This window comes from Streptomyces sp. NPDC048825 (genome assembly GCF_043198355.1).
GTDB lineage: Bacteria > Actinomycetota > Actinomycetes > Streptomycetales > Streptomycetaceae > Streptomyces > Streptomyces xiangluensis.
On sequence record NZ_JBICUR010000023.1, the window covers coordinates 61751 to 82712 of the forward strand.

Annotated in this window: 18 protein-coding genes; 7 read left to right on the forward strand and 11 right to left on the reverse strand. The window is 69.6% G+C overall.

Annotated elements, in window-relative coordinates:
* The first annotated feature begins 13 nt into the window (after positions 1-13).
* Together ACGFNK_RS39355 and ACGFNK_RS39360 are read left to right on the forward strand one after the other, a co-directional pair.
* Positions 14-889 carry a helix-turn-helix domain-containing protein gene (locus tag ACGFNK_RS39355; RefSeq protein WP_393424081.1) on the forward strand — a complete coding sequence of 292 codons (876 nt, stop codon included), beginning with the start codon at positions 14-16 and terminating at the stop codon, positions 887-889.
* Complete coding sequence (locus tag ACGFNK_RS39360) at positions 886-1158, forward strand: DUF397 domain-containing protein (RefSeq protein WP_393424084.1); 273 nt, start codon at positions 886-888, stop codon at positions 1156-1158. Before ACGFNK_RS39355 ends, ACGFNK_RS39360 begins: the two co-directional genes overlap by 4 nt.
* A 57-nt stretch (positions 1159-1215) precedes the next feature.
* Here ACGFNK_RS39360 and metG read toward each other — a convergent pair whose 3' ends face one another.
* Both metG and ACGFNK_RS39370 read right to left on the reverse strand, forming a co-directional pair.
* Entirely contained in the window at positions 1216-2931 is a 1716-nt protein-coding gene (gene metG / locus ACGFNK_RS39365; protein ID WP_393424087.1) for a methionine--tRNA ligase, read from the reverse strand.
* Positions 2932-3112: 181 nt separating this feature from the next.
* On the reverse strand, positions 3113-4900 hold the full coding sequence (locus ACGFNK_RS39370) for a VWA domain-containing protein (RefSeq protein ID WP_393424090.1): 1788 nt from the start codon (positions 4898-4900) through the stop codon (positions 3113-3115).
* Positions 4901-5173: 273 nt separating this feature from the next.
* Between ACGFNK_RS39370 and ACGFNK_RS39375 the strand changes: the two genes are divergently transcribed.
* Entirely contained in the window at positions 5174-7252 is a 2079-nt protein-coding gene (locus tag ACGFNK_RS39375; protein WP_393424093.1) for a PhoX family protein, read from the forward strand.
* 8 nt (positions 7253-7260) lie between these two features.
* Here the strand turns inward: ACGFNK_RS39375 and ACGFNK_RS39380 are convergent, their stop codons facing one another.
* On the reverse strand, positions 7261-8241 hold the full coding sequence (locus ACGFNK_RS39380; RefSeq protein WP_393424096.1) for a LysR family transcriptional regulator: 981 nt from the start codon (positions 8239-8241) through the stop codon (positions 7261-7263).
* 174 nt (positions 8242-8415) lie between these two features.
* On the opposite strand from ACGFNK_RS39380, the gene snpA reads away from it, so the two are divergent.
* Positions 8416-9108 carry a snapalysin gene (gene snpA, locus ACGFNK_RS39385; RefSeq protein WP_393424099.1) on the forward strand — a complete coding sequence of 231 codons (693 nt, stop codon included), beginning with the start codon at positions 8416-8418 and terminating at the stop codon, positions 9106-9108.
* A 136-nt stretch (positions 9109-9244) separates the two neighbouring features.
* Here snpA and ACGFNK_RS39390 read toward each other — a convergent pair whose 3' ends face one another.
* From ACGFNK_RS39390 to ACGFNK_RS39400, 3 genes are all read right to left on the reverse strand, one after another.
* Complete coding sequence (locus tag ACGFNK_RS39390) at positions 9245-10270, reverse strand: endonuclease/exonuclease/phosphatase family protein (protein WP_393424102.1); 1026 nt, start codon at positions 10268-10270, stop codon at positions 9245-9247.
* Positions 10271-10537: 267 nt separating this feature from the next.
* On the reverse strand, positions 10538-11428 hold the full coding sequence (locus ACGFNK_RS39395; RefSeq protein WP_393424105.1) for an LLM class flavin-dependent oxidoreductase: 891 nt from the start codon (positions 11426-11428) through the stop codon (positions 10538-10540).
* A gap of 379 nt (positions 11429-11807) precedes the next feature.
* On the reverse strand, positions 11808-12596 hold the full coding sequence (locus ACGFNK_RS39400) for an alpha/beta fold hydrolase (RefSeq protein WP_393424108.1): 789 nt from the start codon (positions 12594-12596) through the stop codon (positions 11808-11810).
* Positions 12597-12683: 87 nt separating this feature from the next.
* On the opposite strand from ACGFNK_RS39400, the gene ACGFNK_RS39405 reads away from it, so the two are divergent.
* Positions 12684-14087 (forward strand): PLP-dependent aminotransferase family protein, encoded by a 1404-nt coding sequence (locus tag ACGFNK_RS39405; protein ID WP_393424111.1) that lies wholly within the window; start codon positions 12684-12686, stop codon positions 14085-14087.
* On the opposite strand, the gene ACGFNK_RS39410 is transcribed toward ACGFNK_RS39405, so the two are convergent.
* From ACGFNK_RS39410 to ACGFNK_RS39425, 4 genes are all read right to left on the reverse strand, one after another.
* Complete coding sequence (locus ACGFNK_RS39410) at positions 14002-14904, reverse strand: hypothetical protein (RefSeq protein ID WP_393424114.1); 903 nt, start codon at positions 14902-14904, stop codon at positions 14002-14004. The genes ACGFNK_RS39405 and ACGFNK_RS39410 overlap by 86 nt on opposite strands.
* A gap of 113 nt (positions 14905-15017) precedes the next feature.
* Positions 15018-15869 (reverse strand): ABC transporter permease, encoded by an 852-nt coding sequence (locus ACGFNK_RS39415; RefSeq protein ID WP_386342383.1) that lies wholly within the window; start codon positions 15867-15869, stop codon positions 15018-15020.
* A complete protein-coding gene (locus ACGFNK_RS39420) occupies positions 15866-16894 on the reverse strand; it encodes an ATP-binding cassette domain-containing protein (protein WP_393424118.1) in 1029 nt (342 codons plus the stop codon). Before ACGFNK_RS39420 ends, ACGFNK_RS39415 begins: the two co-directional genes overlap by 4 nt.
* Positions 16895-17165: 271 nt before the next feature.
* On the reverse strand, positions 17166-17558 hold the full coding sequence (locus ACGFNK_RS39425) for a hypothetical protein (protein ID WP_393424121.1): 393 nt from the start codon (positions 17556-17558) through the stop codon (positions 17166-17168).
* Between the two features lie 170 nt (positions 17559-17728).
* Between ACGFNK_RS39425 and ACGFNK_RS39430 the strand changes: the two genes are divergently transcribed.
* Positions 17729-18049 (forward strand): DUF6191 domain-containing protein, encoded by a 321-nt coding sequence (locus tag ACGFNK_RS39430; protein ID WP_393424124.1) that lies wholly within the window; start codon positions 17729-17731, stop codon positions 18047-18049.
* A gap of 19 nt (positions 18050-18068) precedes the next feature.
* Here the strand turns inward: ACGFNK_RS39430 and ACGFNK_RS39435 are convergent, their stop codons facing one another.
* A complete protein-coding gene (locus ACGFNK_RS39435; protein WP_393424388.1) occupies positions 18069-19457 on the reverse strand; it encodes a hypothetical protein in 1389 nt (462 codons plus the stop codon).
* 228 nt (positions 19458-19685) lie between these two features.
* Between ACGFNK_RS39435 and ACGFNK_RS39440 the strand changes: the two genes are divergently transcribed.
* Complete coding sequence (locus ACGFNK_RS39440) at positions 19686-20924, forward strand: molybdopterin-dependent oxidoreductase (RefSeq protein ID WP_393424127.1); 1239 nt, start codon at positions 19686-19688, stop codon at positions 20922-20924.
* The last annotated feature ends 38 nt before the right edge of the window (positions 20925-20962 follow it).

Sequence of the window (20962 nt, forward strand, 5' to 3'; positions counted from 1 at the left end):
GGAGGGGCGCGGTATGTCGGTGGACGGCGGGGTACGACGGCTCAAGAGCGAGGCGGATGAGCCGGGTTGGGAGGTCGACCCGGACGACGACTGGGGAGTGGCCGTCGTCGCGACCGTGGGGCGGCAGCTCAGGCTGCGGCGCGAGGCGGTGGGGATGCGGGCCGCCGAGTTCGGGGCGGCGGTGGGCTACGGGGAGGACCTGGTCTACAAGATCGAGGGCGGGAAGAGGATTCCCCGGCCAGAGTTCCTGGACAAGGCGGACGAGGCGTTGGGGGCGGGTGGGTTGCTCTCGGCGATGAAGGAGGATGTGGCGAAGGTCCGGTATCCGAAGAAGGTTCGAGATCTGGCCAAGTTGGAGGCGCAGGCGGTCGAGCTTCTCTCGTACGGCAGCCATGCCCTGCACGGCCTCTTGCAGACCGAGGAACACGCGTGGGCGTTGCTGAGAACGCGGCGGCCTTCGCCCCCGGAGGAGGAACTGGAGCGAGCGGTGGCCGCGCGCATGGCCAGGAAGGAGATCTACCAGCGCTCACCTGCCCCCGAGATCAGCTTCGTCCTGGAAGAGGCGACGCTGAAACGCCCGGTCGGAGGCAAGATGGTGAGGCGTAGGCAGTTCGAACACATCCTGGAACTGGCGCATTTGCGCAACGTCGAAATTCAGGTGATGCCGATGGACCGCTGGGACCACCCTGGTACGGGAGGACGGATCCAGGTGCTGAAGTTCGGGGACGGAACGGCGGTTGGGCGCATGGACGACGAGTTCGGCGGCCGTCCCGTCTCCGACCCGAGGCAGCTGAGGATCCTCGAACTGCGCTATGGCATCATCCGAGCCGAGGCTCTGACCGCACGGGAGTCACTCGGCTTCATCGAACACCTGCTGGGAGACACATGATCCGCAAAGCCTCTGCCGGAGACACTTCCGAGCTGGCGTGGTTCAAGAGCAGCTACAGCGACACCAGCAACCCGAACGACTGCGTCGAAGTGGCGCTGGACTGGTTCAAGAGCAGCTACAGCAGCGGCACTGAAGGCGACTCCTGCGTCGAACTCGCCAGCACCCCCGGCACTATCCACGTCCGCGACTCCAAGAACATCGAAGGCCCCCAGCTGGCGCTGGCGCCGACCGCGTGGGCGGACTTCGTCGCGTACGCCTCAGGAAGCTGATCCTTCAAACGCAAGGGCCCGGTTACGTCGTATGACGTAACCGGGCCCTTGCGCTCGTTACTCGGCTGCGCCGCCGAAGCGCTCCTTGTACGTCTCCAGGTCCTCGTCCGTGATCTTCGCGAAGAGGACCGGGGGGACCGTGAAGGGGGTGCCCTCGGGGACGGCGGTCAAGGCGTGGGCCTCCTCCGGACTGACCCACACCGCTGTGTCGTCCGGCAGCGTGAAGGCTGAGCGCATCGCCTTTGCCGAGGACGGGATGAAGGGCTCGGAGATGACCGCGTAGAGGTGGATGAGGTTCATGGCCGTGCGGAGGGTCAGGGCCGCGCCCTCCGGGTTGGTCTTGATCTCCAGCCAGGGGGCCTTCTCCTCGAGGTACGAGTTGCCGGCCGACCAGAGCGCGCGCAGGGCCGCCGCCGCCTTGCGGAACTGGATGGCCTCCATCTGCTCCTCGTACTCCGCGAGGAGACGGGCGACCTCCTGGCCCAGCTTGGCCTCCGCCTCGCCGGGCTCGCCGCCCGCCGGGACGTCGTCGCCGAAGCGCTTGCGGGAGAAGGACAGGACGCGGTTGACGAAGTTGCCCAGCGTGTCCGCCAGGTCCTTGTTCACCGTGGCCGTGAAGTGCTCCCAGGTGAAGGACGAGTCGTCCGACTCCGGGGCGTTCGCCATCATGAAGTAGCGCCAGTAGTCGGCGGGCAGGATCTCCAGCGCGTCGTGTGTGAAGACGCCGCGCTGCTGCGAGGTGGAGAACTTGCCGCCGTAGTAGTTCAGCCAGTTGAAGGCCTTGATGACGTCGACCTTCTTCCACGGGGCGCGGGTGCCCAGCAGGGTCGCCGGGAACATCACGCTGTGGAAGGGGACGTTGTCCTTCCCCATGAACTGGGTGTAGCGGACGTCGGCCTCCGACTCCCACCACCACGAGCGCCAGTCACGGTTCTCCGGGTCCTTGTCCGCCCACTCCTTCGTCGCGCCGATGTACTCGATCGGGGCGTCGAACCATACGTAGAAGACCTTGCCCTCGGCCGCCAGGTCCGGCCAGGTGTCGGCCGGGACCGGCACGCCCCACTCCAGGTCACGGGTGATCGCGCGGTCGTGCAGGCCCTCCGTCAGCCACTTGCGGGCGATGGAGGAGGCCAGCACCGGCCAGCTGTCGGCGCGCTCGTCGACCCAGGCCTCGACCTCGCCGGCCAGCGCCGACTGGAGGAGGAAGAGGTGCTTGGTCTCGCGGATCTCCAGGTCGCTGCTGCCGCTGATCGCCGAGCGAGGCTCGATGAGGTCGGTCGGGTCCAGTACGCGGGTGCAGTTCTCGCACTGGTCGCCGCGGGCCTTGTCGTAGCCGCAGTGCGGGCAGGTGCCGATGATGTAGCGGTCAGGGAGGAAGCGGCCGTCGGCGTTCGAGTACACCTGGCGGATCGCCCGCTCCTCGATGAAGCCGTTCGCCTTCAGCTCGCGGGCGATCTCCTGCGTGATGTCGCGGTTCTGCGGGGAGGAGCTGCGGCCGAAGTAGTCGAAGGCCAGCTGGAAGCCGTCGTAGATCGCCTTCTGCTGGTCGTGCGCCTGCGCGCAGAACTCGTCGACCGGGATGCCCTGCTCCTTGGCCGCCAGTTCGGCCGGGGTGCCGTGCTCGTCGGTCGCGCAGATGTAGAGGACGTCGTGGCCGCGCTGGCGGAGGTAGCGGGAGTACACGTCCGCCGGGAGCATGGACCCCACCATGTTGCCCAGGTGCTTGATCCCGTTGATGTACGGAAGGGCGCTGGTGATGAGGTGTCGAGCCATCGGGGGCTGCTCCCAAGTCGCTACAGAGGGTGACGACAGTGACTGTGAGGTCTTCGGGGTCGTCTATGGAACCTTGAAATCGTAGCTGACATGGGTGGGCCGCCCGCCTCCCGTTTTCACGGGTGGGAAGCGGACGGCCTGGGTGGTGCGCGTGGGTGGTGCCGGGTGGGCTTCCGTCCGGTTACGGGCGCCAGTTCGCCAGTACGCCCTCGTAGAGCTCCTGGTCGGTCAGCTCGCGCGGGGTTTCGCCGGCCAGGAAGTGGGCCGTGTTGTCCGTCTTGAGCTTGCGGAGGTAGTCGAAGGCCTTGTTCTCCGGGTCACCGAAGGCGACGAAGGAGAAGAAGACGGCGGGGTGCTTCTTCGCCGCGTCTGTGAGGGACTGGGTGGCGGGGGTCCTGGCGTCCGGGGCACCGTCCGTCTGGAAGATCACGAGGGCGGGGTCCTTGGCGCCGGACTTCTCGTAGTGGCCTACGACCTCCTCGACCGCCGCGTGGTAGCTGGTACGGCCCATGCGGCCGAGCCCTGCATGCAGGTCGTCGATCTTGTTCTCGTGGTCGGTGACGGTGAGTTCGCCGGTGCCGTCGAGTTCCGTGGAGAAGAAAACGACGTGGACCTTCGCCTCGGGGTCGAGGTGGGCGGCGAGAGCCAGGGCCTGCTCGCCGAGGGCCTGGGCGGAGCCGTCCTTGTAGTACGGGCGCATGGACGCGGAGCGGTCCAGGACGAGGTAGACCTTGGCGGTCGTGCCGGTGAGGTTGAGCTTCTTGAGGGTGGCGCCGGCCGACTTGTAGGCGGTGAGGAGGTCGGCAGGAACGGCGTCGGATGCGGGTGGCCCCTGTGGGGCCTGATCGCCGTCGGCGGCTACGGGTTCGTCCGCCTGGGCGGCGACCGGGGTCGGCTCGGCGTCGGGGGCTACCTCAGCAGCGGCAGCGGCCGGCTTGGACTCCGGGCTGACATCTGCGACGACCGCCTCCGGCGCGGGCGCGGACTCGGGGGTCGTCTCAGCGACGACCGGTCCGGCCTCCGGCGCGGACGCGGGTGCTGGGGTCGCCTCGGCGGCGACGGGCTCAGGCTTGGACTCGGCTTCCGCTGTTGCCTCGGCGGCGACCGGCTCGGGCGCGGGCTTGGCTTCGGCCTCCGGCTCGGCTTCCGGTGTCGCCTTGGCCGCGGCGGGCTCCGGCTCCGCCTCAGGCGCGGGTGTCTGTGTCGCCTCGGCGGCGGGCGCGGGTTCGGTTTCCGGCTCGGGCTCCGGAGCCGCCTCAGCGACAACCGGCTCGGGCTCAGGCGCAACGGGCTCGGGCTCCGGCTCGACGACTGGCGCCGGCTCCGGCTCCGCCGCCGCAGGCTCCGGCTCGGGAGCCGTCTCAACCACCGGCTCTTCAGCGGCAGCCTCAACCTCGGGCTCCGCCTCTGCCGCCGGGGCCTTCTCCGCAGCAGGCTCCGGCTTCACCTCCGGCTCGGGCTCCGGCTCGACGACCGGCGCCGGCTCCGCCTCAGCCGCCGCAGGCTCCGGCTCGGGAGCCGCCTCGACCGCCGGCTCCTCAGCGGCAGCCTCAACCTCGGGCTCCGCCTCTGCCACCGGGGCCTTCTCCGCAGCAGGCTCCGGCTTCACCTCCGGCTCAGCCTCACGCTCCTGCTCTCGCGCCGCAGGCACCGGCACCGAAACGTTGTCGAACGCCGCCGACACCAGGTCATCCACAGCGGAGCCCTTGGGCCCAGCCGCCGGTGCCGGTGCCGGTGCCGGTGTCGGCACCGAAGCCTCCGCCTCGGGAGCCGTCCGTTCAGCCGCCGGAGGCACCGGCTCGGAAGCCGTCTGCTCCGACGCCGGAGTCACCGGTGCCGGCTCTGCAGCTGGAGCCGGCACCGAGGCCGAAGCCTCCCGCTCAGCTGCCGCAGGCACATCGGCACCCTCGGACGTACGCCCCTTGCGTGACTTTCCGAATGCGTTTCGCAGGAGGTTGAGAATGCCCATGAGCGCAACCCTTCACATGAGTTGTTTCCGTCAATCCCTGGCCAGGACGGACACGTAAGGTTAGCCGCCAGATTTGGAGATCTACTTCAGGCCCAGAACTCGATCAGGCCTCGACCAGATCTCAACTTGAACCGCCGACGTCGGCGCACGGTCAGCACCCCGCCAACGCCCGTTCAACTCCCCCAGATTCACTCTGTGTTCACCTGTCGGCAGTGTTGCCGAACGCGCGTGCCCCTAGCGTCACGGCCGACCCAGGAAATATTGGGAGGGACCGTGCGCAACCTGCTGCCACTGATCGGCTCGACCGGCTCGCACCCCGGTGGCCGTTCGGCGATGACTTGTAGATTCCGGTGTGGTGACGCCTGCTTCCATGAGGTGCCCAACACCACCACCAACGAGTACGTCGGCGATGTCATCGCCGGTGCGCTCAGCCGCCGTTCCATGATGCGGGCCGCCGCCGTGGTGACGGTCGCGTCGGCAGCCGGGGGTGCGGTCATCGGCGCCGGTGCCCCGGAGGCCGCCGCACAGACCGGCGAGGGCGCGGCCCCCGCTGCGTACGAGAAGGGCAACGGTAAGGGGGCGCGCGGCCTCAGGTTCACGCCTGTCGCGCCGAACACCGCCGACACCGTGACGATCCCGGAGGGCTACGCCCAGAACGTGGTCATCAGCTGGGGCGAGCCCATCCTCCGCGGCGCCCCCGCCTTCGACCCGGACAAGCAGAGCGCCAAGGCGCAGGCGGGCCAGTTCGGCTACAACTGCGACTACCTCGGCCTGCTTCCGCTGCCGGAGCCCGGCCGTCAGCTGCTCGTGGCGAACCACGAGTACACCGACGAGATCCTGATGTTCAGGGGCTACGACGCCACCAAGCCCACCCGCGAGCAGGTCGAGACCGCCTGGGCGGCGCACGGCCTGTCCGTCGTCGTCGTGGAGGAGGACCGCAAGAGCGGCAAGCTCACCGCCGTTCCCCGTCATCACCTCAACCGGCGCGTCACCGCCACCACCGAGTTCAAGGTCAGCGGTCCGGCCGCCGGGTCCGACCTCCTCAAGACCTCCGCCGACCCGACCGGCACGAAGGTCCTCGGGACGCTCAACAACTGCGCGGGCGGCGAGACCCCCTGGGGTACGACGCTGCACGGCGAGGAGAACTTCAACCAGTACTTCGCCAACAGCAGCCGGGCGACGGACAAGCGGTACGGCGTCGGCACCGCCGCCTCCGAGCGCAAGTGGGAGCTGTTCGACAAGCGGTTCGACGTGGCCAAGGAGCCGAACGAGGTTCACCGCTTCGGGTACGTCGTCGAGCTCGACCCGTACGACCCCACCTCCACGCCCCGCAAGCGCACCGCGCTCGGCCGCTTCAAGCACGAGGGCGCGACCGTCCGCCTCACCCACGACGGCCGCCCGGTCGTCTACACCGGCGACGACGAGCGCTTCGACTACTTCTACAAGTTCGTCGGCAGCAAGCGGATGGCCCACGGCCACAGCCGCCGGGCCCGCGAGCACAACCTGACGCTCCTCGACGAGGGAACGCTGTACGTCGCCAAGCTCACCGGCGACTCCCCGGCGATCGAGATAGACGGCACGGGCAAGCTGCCGAACGACGGCGAGTTCGACGGCAGCGGTACGTGGATCCCGCTGGGCACCGCCACCGCGAAGGGTGCCGTCTCGCACGTCGAGGGCATGACCGCCGAGGAGGTCTTCGTCTTCACGCGCCTCGCCGGTGACAAGGTCGGCGCCACGAAGATGGACCGGCCCGAGGACATCGAGCCGAACCCGCACACCGGCAAGGTGTACGTCGCCCTCACCAACAACTCCAACCGCGGTGTCGGTACGAACGCCAAGGCGGACGAGGCCAACCCGCGCAACGCCAACAAGCACGGCCACGTCCTGGAGCTCACCGAGCGCTGGAACCGCCCGGAGAGCACGAGCTTCGCCTGGTCGCTGTTCCTGGTCGCCGGCGACCCGAAGGACCCGGCGACCTACTTCGCCGGCTTCCCGAAGGACAAGGTCAGCCCGATCTCCTGCCCGGACAACGTGGCCTTCGACCGGTACGGCAACCTGTGGATCTCCACCGACGGTGCCCAACTCGGCTTCCACGACGGTCTGTTCGGCGTCGCGACCAAGGGTGACCGGCGCGGTGAGCTGAAGCAGTTCCTGACCATGCCGAAGGGCGCCGAGACCTGCGGCCCGATCGTCCAGGACCGCCGTGTCCTGGTCGCGGTCCAGCACCCGGGCGAGATCGACGGCGCCACCGTCGAGAAGCCCGCGAGCACCTGGCCCGACGGCCCGGGCACGTATGTCCGCCCGTCCGTGGTCGCGGTGTACCGCAAGGACGGCCGCGACATCGGCGTCTGAGCGCGGCGTCAAGTTCCGACGCGTACGTCCGTGGGGCGTCCCTCTCCGGAGGGGCGCCCCTCTTTTTCGGCTCTCCCGGTCCTTTCCAGCCACTCCCGATACCCGGGCGCCTGCAGTGCGACCTCCTCGTACGCCTCCTCCAGTTCCGGATAGACGGAGTCCAACTCCTCCTGTGTACGGGCCGCGAGGAGCAGGCGTACGCCGAGGGGGTCGCCGTGGATGCGGCGTACCGCCATCGTGGGGCCGTCGACGTGGGTCGGCTGGCAGACGGCCACCACCTCGCCGGTGGCGACCAGTGCGTCTGCCGTGTAGTAGTCGCCGTGCAGGACATGCGGGTTGACGCCGGCCGCGCGGAACATCCGCTGCACGGCGTCCCACTCCCCGTCGACCGTCGGGTCGACCATCCAGCGGTCGTCGGCCAGGTCACGCAGGCTGACCTCGGACTTCGCTGCGGCCGGGTGGTTGGGTGGCAGCGACACGAATTGCGGCTCGCGTTCCATCAACACGCGTAGCTGGAGTTCGGGTGGAATGCGCAGCCGACTGCCCTCCACCTCGTGCACGAAGGCGACGTCGAGCTGTCCGTCGGCGAGCATGCGCAGCAGCGCGTTCGGCGAGACGTCCATCTGCAGGACCGGTTCCTGGCTGCGGGCGCGCAGCCGGCGCAGCCAGCCCGCGAGGGCCCGGCTCGCGGTGGAGCCGATACGCAGCTGGGGTCCGTCCACCGCGGCGGCAGTCCGGGCCTCCGCCACCAGGGCGCGCATTTCGGCCACCAGCGGGCGGGCCCGGCCGAGTACGACGCGGCCGAGCGGGGTCGGGCGGCAGCCGGTGCGTTCGCGGGTGAACAGGGCGCCGCCCAGCTCCTGTTCGATCCGGCGCAGCTGGGTGCTCAACGAGGGCTGGGCGACACCGAGTTGACGTGCGGCGCGGTGCAGGCTGCCGGTGTCGGCTATGGCGCACAGCGCACGGAGGTGCCTGACCTCAAGCTCCATGGGGTGAGCGTAGGACGCACGTCTCGGTCACACCAGACGCACAAATCGCCTCTGAAGTGGGCGAGTTGGTGACTGATAGCGGCGTGCTATCGCCACTTGCCATCATCACAGCGGGCGCACAGGCATCGACACTCACCGATGACGACTTCACCCCCCACTCAAGGAGTCATCATCGTGCGACTGCCCCTGCCCACGTTCAGGACGCCCAAGTCCAGAGCTGTGCTTTCCGCCGCCGTCGGACTCGGCCTCGCGGCCGGTGCGTTCGGCGCGGTCCCCGCCTCGGCGGACTCGACCTCCGCCCCCGCCACCTCGACGAAGACCTCCGTCACCGGCTACCACGGCTCGTCCGGGGAGGCCAAGGCCAACGAGGCGTTCTTCCAGGCCGTACTGAAGTCCGTGGCCGAGAAGCGGGCCGCGAACCCGGGCGCCGCCGCGGTCACCGTCGTCTACGACGCCTCCGACGCGCCCGCCTTCAGCGCCCAGATAGACCGTTCCACCTCCATCTGGAACAGCTCGGTCGCGAACGTCCAGCTCCAGGAAGGCTCCAACGCCGACTTCGAGTACCGCGAGGGCAACGACCCGCGTGGCTCGTACGCCTCCACGGACGGCCACGGCGGCGGCTACATCTTCCTCGACTACGCGCAGAACGAGGAGTACGACTCCACGCGCGTGACCACCCATGAGACCGGCCACGTCCTCGGTCTGCCGGACAACTACGAGGGCCCGTGCAGCGAGCTCATGTCGGGCGGTGGCCCCGGCCCGTCCTGCACCAACGCGAACCCCGACGCGAACGAGCGCGCCGAGGTTGAGCAGCTGTGGGCCAACGGCCTCGCGAAGGCCCTGCAGAAGGTGAACCAGGACCGGTAGTCCGCGTACGGCCTCGTCAGCCCCGTACCGAAAACCGAAAACCGAAGACCGAAAACCCATAGACCGCAAGTCGCCACCCCCCACTGGTGTGGGCCGCCCTTCCTGCACAGGGGCGGCCCACACCGCGTTTCAGTCGTCAGTCGCGCTCGTGGAGGGTCAGGTCGAGGAGGAGGGAGCGGTGGTCCGTGTTCTTCAGGTCCAGGAAGCGAGCCTTGTTCGCCGCGAAGTCCTCGGAGACCAGGATGTGGTCGATCTGAGCGCCGAAGGCCGGGACCGTTCTGGCCGGCCAGGTCGGAGTGCGGGCGTCGCCGGTGAGCCGGGCGCCGTCGCGCAGGCCCGTGTCCAGGATGCGGCGGAACGCGGCGTGGTCCTGGGAGGCGTTGAAGTCACCCGCGAGGATGGTGGGGCGGGTCTTGTCCGCCGCGGCGTAGTCGCGGAGGGCGCGCAGTTCCCTCTGCCAGTCGTCCACGTGGGCCGGGAGCGGGGGCATGGGGTGGGCGAGCTGGACCCTCACCTCGCGGCCCTTCACGTCGGCGGTCGCGCCGGGCATGCCCATGGTGCCCCTTACGCCGGGGGCCGGCTTGAGGGGGTACCGGCTGAGGATGACGGAGCCGTCCGAGCCGTACCCTTCCACGGCCTGGCGGTAGGGGTACGTGCCTCTCGCCCCCTGCGCTTGGTCTCTGCCGAAGGCCTGCGTCAGCTTCTCGTCGCAGGTGGTCTCGCACTCCTCGACGAACACGAGGTCCGGCTTCTCGCTCCGTACGATCTCGATCAGTTCGTCGGTGGCCTGGCCGAACTCCACGTTCGACGTCAGCACGCGCAGCTCTGCGACCGGGGTGCCCTTCGGCTCGCTCGTCTTTCCGTACGGCTCGATGAACCAGGCGACTGCCGCTGCCGCGAGCACGCCCCATACGAGGCCGATGCGCCAGCGGGCCAGGGCGGCGAGGAGGAGGGCGAGGGCGGTGGGGGCGAGTAGCCAGGGCAGGAACGCGATGATTTGCGGTACGGGGGTGATGCCGTCCGTGTCGGCGATGCGGCACCCTACGACGATGCTCACGCCGAGGAGCAGCAGGCCGGCGATCCAGGCGCCGGCTGCGCGCCCGGGCCGACGCGTCACGGGGGCGTCGGCCCACTCGTCCGCCTCAGTCGTAGCAGTACCCAAGTCCGCACCTTCCGTTCTGCCTGGATCCTCCCTCAAAGACGGGGTGAGTGGGGGGAGGGTTCATTTCCCCGGGCCCGCCCTTCCCGGCTGGATCTATGTGCGGCTCCGCCGCGTGGGGCGGCCACAATGCTTCCACCGTGAAGATGCACGCCAACCAGTTGACGGTGTCACCTGAGATGGTGCGCACGTTGGTCGATCAGCAGTTTCCCGAGTGGCGGAGCCTGCCCGTCAGGAGCATCGCTGTGATGCCCCGACCGTTGGTGTCGGTCAGTCGTTTCCAGAAGTCCGCCACCGGGGAAGAACGTCCGCGGCGATCCGGTCGACCACCGACCGCGGCGCGGAGAAGGGACCCTGCGCACGCGGCCACGGGGCGACGACATCGGTGAACCCCAGCTCGTCGGCCCGGCCCAGAAAATCGTCGAAGCAGTCGGCCGACTGGATACTGAGCACCGGTGCGGCATCGGTCTGCAGCACCCGCCGGAACTCCGGATCGGCCTCGCGTCCGTGCGTCGCAAGGGCAGCCGTCATCCGGTCGCTCGCCTCCGAGACAAGACCCCACCACGCGTCGAGCCGCTCCGCCATCCCTCCGATCGTCACCCACCCCTGCCCGTACCGCGCCGCGACAGACGCTGCGCCGGGACCGTTGGCCGCCACTATGAACGGCAGCCGCGGCCGCTGGCGGCACCCGGGCACCGAACGAGCGTCGACGGCGGAGTAGTAGTCACCCTGGAAGGAGACATGGTCCTCGCGGAGGAGCCGATCGAGCAGCTCGACGAACTCGCCGAACCTGCGAACCCGGCTCTTCGGCGCTCCCGCCCCGAAAACGTCGACGTCGTACCCGCCCGTCGCGCCGGCGCCGACGCCGAGAGTGAGACGCCCTTCGCTGATCTCGTCGAGGCCGATCAGGTCGCGGGAGAAGGCCACCGGGTGGCGGAAGTTCGGGCTGGCCACAAGCGTGCCGATCTCCAGCCGCGACGTGACCAGTGCGGCGAGGGTCAGCGTCGGCACCGTGCCGTACCACGGGCCGTCGAGCAGCCCGTCCCAGCCGAGATGGTCGAAAGTCCAGCCGTGGTCGAACCCGTACTCCTCGACGCTTGCCCAGATCTTCCGGGCGGATTCCCCGGAATGCTCCGGCAATACCGTCATCCCCACGCGCATGTGCGCCTCCTCGTCCTCGGCGGCAGTACTTCTATGTTCGCGTATCGGTCACGGTGACCAATACGCGAACACTGGCTCTACTGGTCATCGTTGGCGCGATGGCACTGAGCTGCGGTTCCGCGGTTCAAAACCACTCACTCAGGGGCAGCCCACCACGTGCCGGACTACCAGCAGGCGTGACCTGCCGCCTTGGACATGGCCGCTGACCGTCTTGATCGTGACGTTGAGGCAGCCGACACGGGAAACTGTCACGTGTCGGCGACACGTGGATCGTGACTGCTTCTACCAGCTCGCGGGATTCGAAGGCCGTCGAGTTCAGTGGAACCATGCCCACTGCGCTTCCGCCACAGACCGGACGCCCGCAGCCTCCTGGTCTTGCTCAAGCAGAGCCGTCGACCTGGCCCAAGAACCTCGCCAGCGCCTCGTTGAACTCCCCCGGACGTTCCAGGTTCGGCATGTGGGCCGCTCGGGGGATGACCTGGAGCGTGGCGTCGGGGAGGGCTTCGGCCATCGCCTTCGCGTCCGGGACGGGGGTGTACTCGTCGTCCTCGCCGACCACCACCAGGGACGGGACCCTGACCCGGGTCAGAAGCTCCCGGTAGTCGGGCCGTTCCGCCCGACCGCGCAGGGCCGCTGCCGCGCCGGGCGGCGGCGTGGCGGTCATCATGCCGTGGACGTGGGCTGCCACGGTCGGGTCGGCGTAGGGCGCGACCATCTTGTACAGGACCTCGTCCGCGTAGCCCCGCATGCCTTCCACGAGGAGCCGGTCCGCCATCTCGTTGCGGGACTTCTTGCCGGCCGGAGTCTCCGGGGAGGCGAAGGTGTCGGCCAGGATCAGGCCCCGGATGCGGTCCGGGAACTGGGCGTAGCACTCCATGACGATCTGGCCGCCCATCGACAGGCCGCCCAGGACGAAGTGCTCCACGTGCAGTTCGTCCAGGAGAGCCGCTATGTCCTCGGCGAACGTGGACAGTGGCGTGACACCGTCGACGACCGGCGACGCGCCGTAACCGCGCAGGTCCGGGGCGATCACCCGGCGCGTCGGTGAGAAGGCCGTGACCTGCGGCTTCCACATCGTGTGGTCGAACGGATGGCCGTGGATCAGGACAAGAGGCAGGGGAGTTGAGAGTTTCGCGCCTTTGTCCTCGTATGCGAGGAAGGGAGCCATGAGTGGACCCTAGGTCGCATCGCATACTCGGTGCAATGAAAACTTTGCCCTCGGTGCAATCCTGAGGGCGATGGGAAAGGGGCACGCATGGAGGACTACCGGCGGATCGCCGACCGGCTGGCCGAGGAGATCCTCACCGGGCGGCTCAAGCCCGGTGAACGGCTGCCGCCGCAACGGGTGTTCGCGCGACGGCGCCGTATCGCCGGGTCCACGGCCGGGCGCGTCTACGCGGAGTTGGTGCGGCGAGGGCTCGTGGTCGGCGAGGTGGGGCGGGGGACGTTCGTACGGGCGGGGCCGGTGCCGTCGGGGCGGGCGCTGGCCGAGGAGGAGGGGCAGGAGCAGGGCAAGGCCGCTGGGCCGCGTATCAATCTGGAGCTCAACTACCCGTTTGCGGAGGGGCAGTCGGAGCTGCTCGCCGTCGGGCTCGCGCCGCTGCTGCGGGCCGACGTGCTGGCGGAGGCGACGCGTACGGCGCCCGTCACCGGCACGCCCGCCGCACGCGAGGCCGTCGCCGGGCTGCTGGGCGGTCCGGGGTGGCGGCCCGCCCAGGAGAGGGTCCTCTTCGCCGGGAACGCCCGGCAGGCGATCGCGGGCGCCCTCGCCTCACTCGTACGGCCCGGAGGGCGCGTCGGCGTGGAGGCGCTGACGTATCCGCTGGTCAAGGAGATCTCGGCACGGCTCGGCATCACCCTCGTACCGCTCGCGATGGACGATGAGGGGCTACGGGCCGACGGCCTCGTCGCCGCCCATCGCGCCGCGCCGCTGTCCGCCGTCTACGTCCAGCCGACGCTTCACAATCCCACCTCCGTGACGATGGGGGACGGGAGAAGGCGCGAACTGGCCAGCACCCTGCGTGAGTTGGACCTTCCGGTCGTGGAGGATCGGATCTGGTCGTTCCTCCAGGACGGCCAGGCGGGCCCCACTCCCCTGGCCTCGTACGCCCCCGAGCGCACGTACCTCGTCGACGGGCTGTCCAAGCGCGTCGCGCCAGGCCTCACGGTCGGTTTCCTCGTCGTGCCGCGGGGTCGGGTGGACGCGGTCGCCGAGGCACTGAGGTCGGGCGGGTGGACGGCGGGACGGTTCGCGCTGGAGGCCGCGGTGCGGTGGATCGGTGACGGGACGGTCGAGCGGCTTGTGGCGGCCAAGCGGGCGGACGCGCGGGCGCGGCAGCGGGTCGTCGAGGAGTGGCTGGGGGAGTTCGTCGTACGGGCCGATCCGTACGCGTACTACACCTGGTGGGAACTGCCCCCGCCCTGGCGCGCGGACACGTTCACGGCTGCGGCAGCGGCACGCGGGGTGGCCCTCACGCCGGGGCGGGCGTTCGCCGTGGAGCCCCAGCGCACGCCGCAGGCCGAGCGCACGCCGGCCGCGCGTCCCGGCACGCCGGGCTCCGCGGCGGATGCCGTCAGGCTCGGGCTCGCGTCTGTTTCTGTGCCGGTGCTGGAGGAAGCTCTGAGCATCGTGCGCGATGTCGCGCGACACGGCCCGTGAGCCAGGTCGTCGCCGCCACCGTGAGGCCGAGGGCGAGGATGATCCACGTCGCCGTGCGGAGTGTGGACGTGAGGGCGTCGTAGACCGTGCCCGCCGCGGCGCGGGAGACGTGGGGCGGGAGGTCGGCGAGTGTCAGGGCGCGGCCCACTGCCGTCGCCAGGGCGAGGAGAGCAGCACCCAGCGCCGTGCCCAGGGCCGCCGCCATGATCGCGCGGCGGCGGTGTACCGCGAGGAGGATGCCGCCGACGGCCAGCGCCAGCGCCGCGATCGGGAGCCAGAAACCCGCGAACTCCAGCATACGGAAACCCTTCCGTAGCGTGGCCACTTCCCTGCCCTCGAGAACCGTGATCTCGGTGTGTGTAACGGGGATACGGTGCGCCAGCGGCACGCGGTCGTCGGCCAGCCGGTCCTTGAGCTGCTGCGTGACCGGTGCGAGGTCGAGGGTGACCGCGTCGTCGCTTTCGCCGCGCAGGGCCCGTAGGACGGCGTCGTGTGCGGCCCGGTTCGCGGTGTCCCAGGCGGCACGGAAGGCCGGCGTACCGGTGAAGGACCGCACCGCCTCGCGCACGAACCGCCGGACCTCGCCCTCGAGCGACCCGGCCTCGACCTTGGTCATGATCCCGTCGGTGACTGTGTCCGTGACCGCCCCGCGCACCTCGGACCCGGTGGCGAGCGGCCCCATCGTGGCGACGTACCGCCGGGTGTCGCCGATCTCGTACTTGGCCCACACCGACAGCCCGCCGAGCGGCACGAGGAGACAGCCGAGGACGATCAGTACCGCCGAGAGGACTTTCCGAGCACCACCGACTCTGCGCACAGCTCAAGAAAGAACCCCGGCCGTGCCCCGAATCCATCGGGGCACGGCCGGGGTGACTGCATCCGGACGTGGATTGCCTTCTTCCGGGGGACGCCTGCCCCTGGCTTCTGGGACTACTTACGGTTGTACAGCCGCATCGTCACCGGCCCGAGCACCGCCACGAACACCGCCGCCCAGCCCAGCGTCCACGCGATCTCTTCGGTCGGCCAGGAGCCCGCCATCAGATCGCGGACCGCCGAGGAGACGTGGGTGATCGGGTTGTTGTTGACGAAGGCCTGGAGCCAACCCGGCATCGTCTCGGGCTTGACGAAGATGTCACTGAGGAACGTCAGCGGGAACAGCACCATCATGCTGACGCTCATCACGCCCTTCTCCGTACGCATCAGCAGACCGACCATCGTCCACACCCACGAGAAGGCGAAGCAGAAGATGATCAGCAGCACCACGCCCGCCACCACGCCGGAGAAGCCGCCGTCCGGGCGGAAGCCCATGATCAGGCCGACCGTCAGCATCACGATCGACGCGAGCGTGTAGCGCACGGCGTCACCGAGCAGATAGCCGACCATGGTCGACGGCCGCCAGATCGGCAGGGAACGGAAGCGGTCGAAGACACCCTTCTCGATGTCGATGTTGACCGCCAGGCCCGTATACATCGTGATCATGGTCACGGACATCACGAGGATGCCGGGCAGCAGATACTGGATGTACTCGCTGGGGGAGCCGGCCAGGGCGCCACCGAACAAGTACGTGTACATCAGCACCATCATGATCGGGAACGCCGTCACATCGAACAGCTGCTCCGGTACGTGCTTGATCTTGAGCATCGCCCGCCAGCCGAACGTCAGCGAGGTCTGCAGCGCGTTCGGCCGCGGCGGCCGCTCCCGGGCGACGAGCAGTTCGGCCAGGCTCTCGGTGCGGACCGGGGCGAGTTCCGTGCTCTCGGTGGTCTGGGTCGCGGTGCTCATGCCGTGGCCTCCTTCGGCTGCGCCTCGGTCGTCGGGTCGTGGTCGGTCGGGCTGCCGGTGAGGGCCAGGAACACCTCGTCCAGGCTCGGCTGTCCCAGCGAGAAGTTGTCGACGATGATGCCCGCGCGGGCGAGTTCGGCGAGGGCCCGGGAGGCCTTCTCGGAGGGGCCGACGCCGTTCGCCCCGCCGTTGCCGCCGACCCGGGCGGTCAGGGCCACCGGGTCGGGTTCCAGTTGTACGTTCGCGTCGAGGGCCTGCCTGAGCAGGAGCTCGGCGTCGGGGCGCTGGTCTGCGTCCCGCAGCCGTACGTGCACGGCGCCCGCGCCGACCGAGGCCTTCAGCTCGCCCTTGGTGCCCTCGGCGATGACCTTGCCCTTGTCGATGACGGCGATCCGGGACGCCAGCTGGTCGGCCTCGTCGAGGTACTGCGTGGTCAGCAGCACCGTCGTGCCCTGGGCGACGACCGCTCGTACGATCTCCCAGACCTGGTTGCGGCTGCGCGGGTCCAGGCCCGTCGTCGGCTCGTCCAGGAACAGCAGGTCCGGGGTGTTGAGGATCGACGCGGCGATGTCGATACGGCGCCGCATGCCGCCGGAGTAGTTCTTCACCTGGCGGCCCGCGGCCTCCGACAGGCCGAAGGCGGCGAGGAGTTGGGCCGCTCGGTCGTACGAGGCCTTCTTGCTGTGGCCCGTCAGGCGGCCCAGCAGTACGAGGTTCTCGGTGCCGGTGAGGTCCTCGTCGACGGAGGCGTACTGCCCGGTGAGGCTGACCCGGCTGCGCACCGTGTCCGCCTCCCGCACGACGTCGTGACCGAAGACGTGGGCCTCGCCGCCGTCGGGGCGGAGCAGGGTCGCCAGCATCCGCACCGTGGTCGTCTTGCCCGCGCCGTTCGGACCGAGCAGGCCGTACACCGTGCCCCTCTCGATGCGCAGGTCGACGCCGTCCACGGCACGGTTGTCGCCGAAGGTCTTCACCAGGCCGGCGGTCTCGATGGCCGGCCCTCCGGCCAGGTGATCGCTTTTCATGTCCGCCCCATCCAGTCCTCTACGAGCTGAGCTGTCGTTGAGATGTAGACCCCCACCGGGCAGCAAACTCATCGTAGATTTCGGCACTGGATCCGTCGTGAGCTTTTTGTCCTAGTCCCGCGGTCGCCCAGGGGTACTCCTCGGGGCGCAGGTGCCTGGCAGAAGTCATGCCGTGAAGGTAGCGGGCATATAGGTCAGATCTTGTCCGCCTTCGGCCTGGCCTGCGTTTGTCGTCGTTGTCGTCGTTGCCGGCGTCGCCCTCGGTCTGCGGTCAGTTCTCCGTCGTGTAGAAGCGGTAGAACACCACCACGAAGGCGCCCGCCGCCACCGCGAACGCCACGGCCGCCGACCTCAGGACGCTCGAGCCGGTGAGGCCGTGCAGGAACCCGACCGCGACACCGGCGAAGCCCGCCCACGCGGCGGCGCGCAGTTCGCGCGGCAGGTGCGTGCCGATCAGACGCAGCCCGAGGTACGCGGCCACGAAGACGACAGCGGACACGACGCCCAGCAAGGCGTTCCAGCCGGTGATCGGCCCTGCGTCCCGTCCGATGGCGGCGGCCCACAGGCCGTAGACGATGCCCCCGAGTACGGGGGCGGTGAGCTTCGATGCGACCCGTGAGGGGCTGCCGTACCGCCGAGCGGCACGTGGCGCTGCGTGAGCCATGACCCCACTCCTCTCTCCTCGCCCCTGCCTCCAGAGCACACCTGGGGGGCGGGGTGGGCAAGTCGGAGTGGCCTTCGGGCGGGTCCGTGATGTCCTCGGAGTGGAGGCGCTCCTCGTTCTACTACGTCGTTGAGCTGTCGGCATCGCCCTCTGGTCCGGATACTCGGGGCATGGAATTCGTCGTCTTCATGACCTTGCCCGGACTGGTCATCCTGCTGACCGCTGTGGCTTTCGCAGATCAGATGCTTCTCCATGCCGGGCGGGCCGGACTGCTGCCATGGCGGAACAGCGCCCGGCAGGGCCAGATATCGGCGACCGGGTTTGAGCAGCTCCATGCGAGCTTTTCGCCCGGAAAGCAGAACGAACTCAAGGAGCGGCAGTCGGCACTGGTGATGCGGGACGACGAGGAAGACGGGGCGCCGCCGAACCGGACAACTGTAGACCTGAAGGGAGGGATCGCGGTCGTCCGGATGCCGCAGGCCGACCAATAGAAGGCCGGCTACCCGGCGCTCACCACCCCGTGTGGAACAGGTGGTTGATCGCCAGCGCCACCGTCACCTGGGCGACAAGCCACCCCCGCTGCCCGCCCCGCGGCAGCAGCGCCGTCGCAGGCAGCAGCCAAAATGCAAAGGGAAGCCAAATACGTTCCGTCTCCGCCTTGCTCATGCCGGAGAAGTCGGCGACGAGCACCATGAGGAGCCCGGCGAGGACCAGACCGAGAAGCCGGTCGGTGGAGGTCGGAGCGCCGGCACGCAGGCGGCGGACCGCGTCCGGCACGGTGGCCAGCGTGCGGCGCAGCCCCGCCACCCCCGCCAGTCCCACGAGAAGCACCGTGCACGCGAGGTTGCCCCACACGAAGTACCAGTACGGCCGGATGGCACCCGCGCCCTGGTAGTACCGCTCGACCAACAGGTGATACGCCTCCCACCAGTTGAAGCCCGCGAGCGTGAAGGCGACCGGCACGACGGCCGCACCCGCCAGCAGTGGGAGGAGAAGCGTGCGCGGCCACTGTCGCCAGGTCAGCAGCAGCACGGCGACGGCGATGATCGAGAACAGGGTCAGCCCGTACGACAGATAGCCGGTGAAGCCCAGCAGCACCCCGGAACCGAACCCGTAGACGAGGGCGGGAACCCTGCGCCCCCCGGTCGCCGCCAGAGCCAGCAGCGCCACCGCCCACGCTGCCACCGCCGCGAAGTAGCCGTCCGCCGAGGCGCCCACCCAGACCGCCGCCGGCGCCAGGGCGACGAACGGCGCGGCCCGGCGGGCCAGCGTCTCGTCGGCGAGGGAACGTACGGCGATGAGCACCGCCGCGGCGGCGGAAGCGCCGACCGTGATGCAGAAGACGCCCGCCCAGCCACCGCCACCGAGGCCGATCCGGTCCAGCCAGACGAAGGTGAGCGTCGCGGCCGGTGGATGGCCGGCGATGTGCGGGGGCCAGTGGTCCGGCGAGTCGATCAGGATGTGCTGGGTGAAGCCCCGCAGGGTCGCCCCGATGTCGTCGAAGCGGTCGATGACCGTCAGGTACTCGTAGCGCGTGGTGAGCCGCCGCTCGATTCCGTAGTGCCAGCCGTCGATCAGCGCGAGCGACCACGTCCAGGCCATGGCGACGAACCAGGTCACCGGCACGAGCGCACGCCACGGCAGGCGGGCCGCGAGACCGGGGCCGTACGCGATCACCGCCACGGCCACCGTGATCGCGGCCGGAGTACCGGGCCCCACCTGCGGCGACCACCAGGCGTACAGCGGCGCCCAGGCGAGGTGCAGGGAGCCGTCGGAGTTCTCGATGGCCTGCCCGACGACGGCGGCCGTGGCGAAGAGGAGCACTGCGGCCCCGGCGGCGTACAGGTCAGGGCGAAGGCCCCGGCGGGAGCCACGGCCGACGTCCTGCTCGACGTCCAGCCCGACGTCTTGGGCGGTGTCCAGGCCGATCTCCTGGCGGAGGTCATCACGAAGGCCGTTGCGCTGGTCCTGGTTCCGCTTCTGGCCAGGGCCCCGGAGAAGGTCACGGTTCACAGCGGAAACGCTAGGGCCGAGGCCACCCCTTGGCGCCCCGGCCAGCACGAACGTCAGTCTTTCGTCATGAGTCGATCCCCCCTCGGCCCGCCCGCACCGGCCTACCGTCGAGGCATGAGCGAACGGCTCCCCACCTCCCCCGCCTTCTGGCGCAGCCCACTGCGCGGCCCCCGGCTCACCTCGCTGCTCGGTGTCGTGCTGCTCGCCGGGATCACCGTCCTGTTCGTGACGGGCCTCGTGTCGTACGCCGCGTACAACCCGAACCTCTCGCCCGTGAACGACAAGACCCCGGACAAGGGCCTCCTCGGCTTCTACCTCTTCGCCTGGCCCACCGACCCGCCCTGGCTGTACCGCCTCAACCAGGGCACCCACGTCACGCTCGGCATCGCCCTGATCCCCGTACTCCTCGCCAAGCTGTGGTCGGTCGTGCCGAAGCTGTTCGAGCTGCCGCCCGCGCGCTCGCTCGGACACGCGCTGGAACGGCTCTCGCTGCTCGTGCTGGTCGCAAGCGCGCTGTTCGAGTTCGTGACAGGAGTGCTGAACGTCCAGCTCGACTACGTCTTCCCCGGCTCCTTCTACCCCCTGCACTTCTACGGCGCCTGGGTGTTCTTCGCCGCCTTCGTCGCGCACACGGTGCTGAAGACGCCGACGGTGTTGCGCAACATCCGACGCGAACGGGGCGAAGGGGAAGAAGAAAAGGGGGAGTTGGTGTCGCCCCGGCCCGCCTCGCCCACCGTCTCCCGCCGTGGCGCGCTCCAACTCGTCGGCGGTTCTTCGCTGTTCCTGCTCGCCACGACCGCGGGCCAGAACTTCGACGGGCCGCTGCGCCAGACGGCGGTTCTCGCGCCGCACGGCGGCTCGGAGCCGGGCTCGGGACCCGGTGGCTTCCAGATCAACAAGACGGCCGCGGCGGTGGGGATCCGGGCGGATGAGACGAGTGACGAGGCGTGGCGGCTCGTCGTCGAGGGGCGCCGCACGGTCCGTCTCAGCCGTGCGCAGCTGCATGAACTGCCCCTCTGCAGCGCCGCGTTGCCCATCGCCTGCGTGGAGGGCTGGTCGACGGGCAACCAGTGGTGGCGTGGCGTACGGCTGCGGGATCTGGCGGAGTTGGCGGGGTACGACCAGGGCCAGGAGCCCGATCTGTTCGTGGAGTCCCTTCAGCAGCGGGGTGCCTTCCGGCGGGCCGCCCTGCGCGACAACCAGGTCCGCGACCCGCGCTCGCTGCTCGCCCTGTACGTCAACGGCGAGCCGCTGACCCCCGACCACGGCTACCCGGCGCGCATCATCGTCCCCGCCGCGCCCGGAGTGCTGAACACCAAGTGGGTATCCCGGCTGACGTTCGGAGACCTGTGATGGACGTACGAATGCGCGGACGACTGCACGGACGAATG

What these genes read in the sequence shown, in the direction of transcription:
- ACGFNK_RS39355 (WP_393424081.1), top strand. Translation starts at nt 14, where the DNA reads ATGTCGGTGGACGGCGGGGTACGACGGCTCAAGAGCGAGGCGGATGAG.
- ACGFNK_RS39360 (WP_393424084.1), top strand. Translation starts at nt 886, where the DNA reads ATGATCCGCAAAGCCTCTGCCGGAGACACTTCCGAGCTGGCGTGGTTC.
- metG (WP_393424087.1), bottom strand. Translation starts at nt 2,931, where the DNA reads ATGGCTCGACACCTCATCACCAGCGCCCTTCCGTACATCAACGGGATC.
- ACGFNK_RS39370 (WP_393424090.1), bottom strand. Translation starts at nt 4,900, where the DNA reads ATGGGCATTCTCAACCTCCTGCGAAACGCATTCGGAAAGTCACGCAAG.
- ACGFNK_RS39380 (WP_393424096.1), bottom strand. Translation starts at nt 8,241, where the DNA reads ATGGAGCTTGAGGTCAGGCACCTCCGTGCGCTGTGCGCCATAGCCGAC.
- ACGFNK_RS39395 (WP_393424105.1), bottom strand. Translation starts at nt 11,428, where the DNA reads ATGCGCGTGGGGATGACGGTATTGCCGGAGCATTCCGGGGAATCCGCC.
- ACGFNK_RS39400 (WP_393424108.1), bottom strand. Translation starts at nt 12,596, where the DNA reads ATGGCTCCCTTCCTCGCATACGAGGACAAAGGCGCGAAACTCTCAACT.
- ACGFNK_RS39405 (WP_393424111.1), top strand. Translation starts at nt 12,684, where the DNA reads ATGGAGGACTACCGGCGGATCGCCGACCGGCTGGCCGAGGAGATCCTC.
- ACGFNK_RS39415 (WP_386342383.1), bottom strand. Translation starts at nt 15,869, where the DNA reads ATGAGCACCGCGACCCAGACCACCGAGAGCACGGAACTCGCCCCGGTC.
- ACGFNK_RS39420 (WP_393424118.1), bottom strand. Translation starts at nt 16,894, where the DNA reads ATGAAAAGCGATCACCTGGCCGGAGGGCCGGCCATCGAGACCGCCGGC.
- ACGFNK_RS39425 (WP_393424121.1), bottom strand. Translation starts at nt 17,558, where the DNA reads ATGGCTCACGCAGCGCCACGTGCCGCTCGGCGGTACGGCAGCCCCTCA.
- ACGFNK_RS39430 (WP_393424124.1), top strand. Translation starts at nt 17,729, where the DNA reads ATGGAATTCGTCGTCTTCATGACCTTGCCCGGACTGGTCATCCTGCTG.
- ACGFNK_RS39440 (WP_393424127.1), top strand. Translation starts at nt 19,686, where the DNA reads ATGAGCGAACGGCTCCCCACCTCCCCCGCCTTCTGGCGCAGCCCACTG.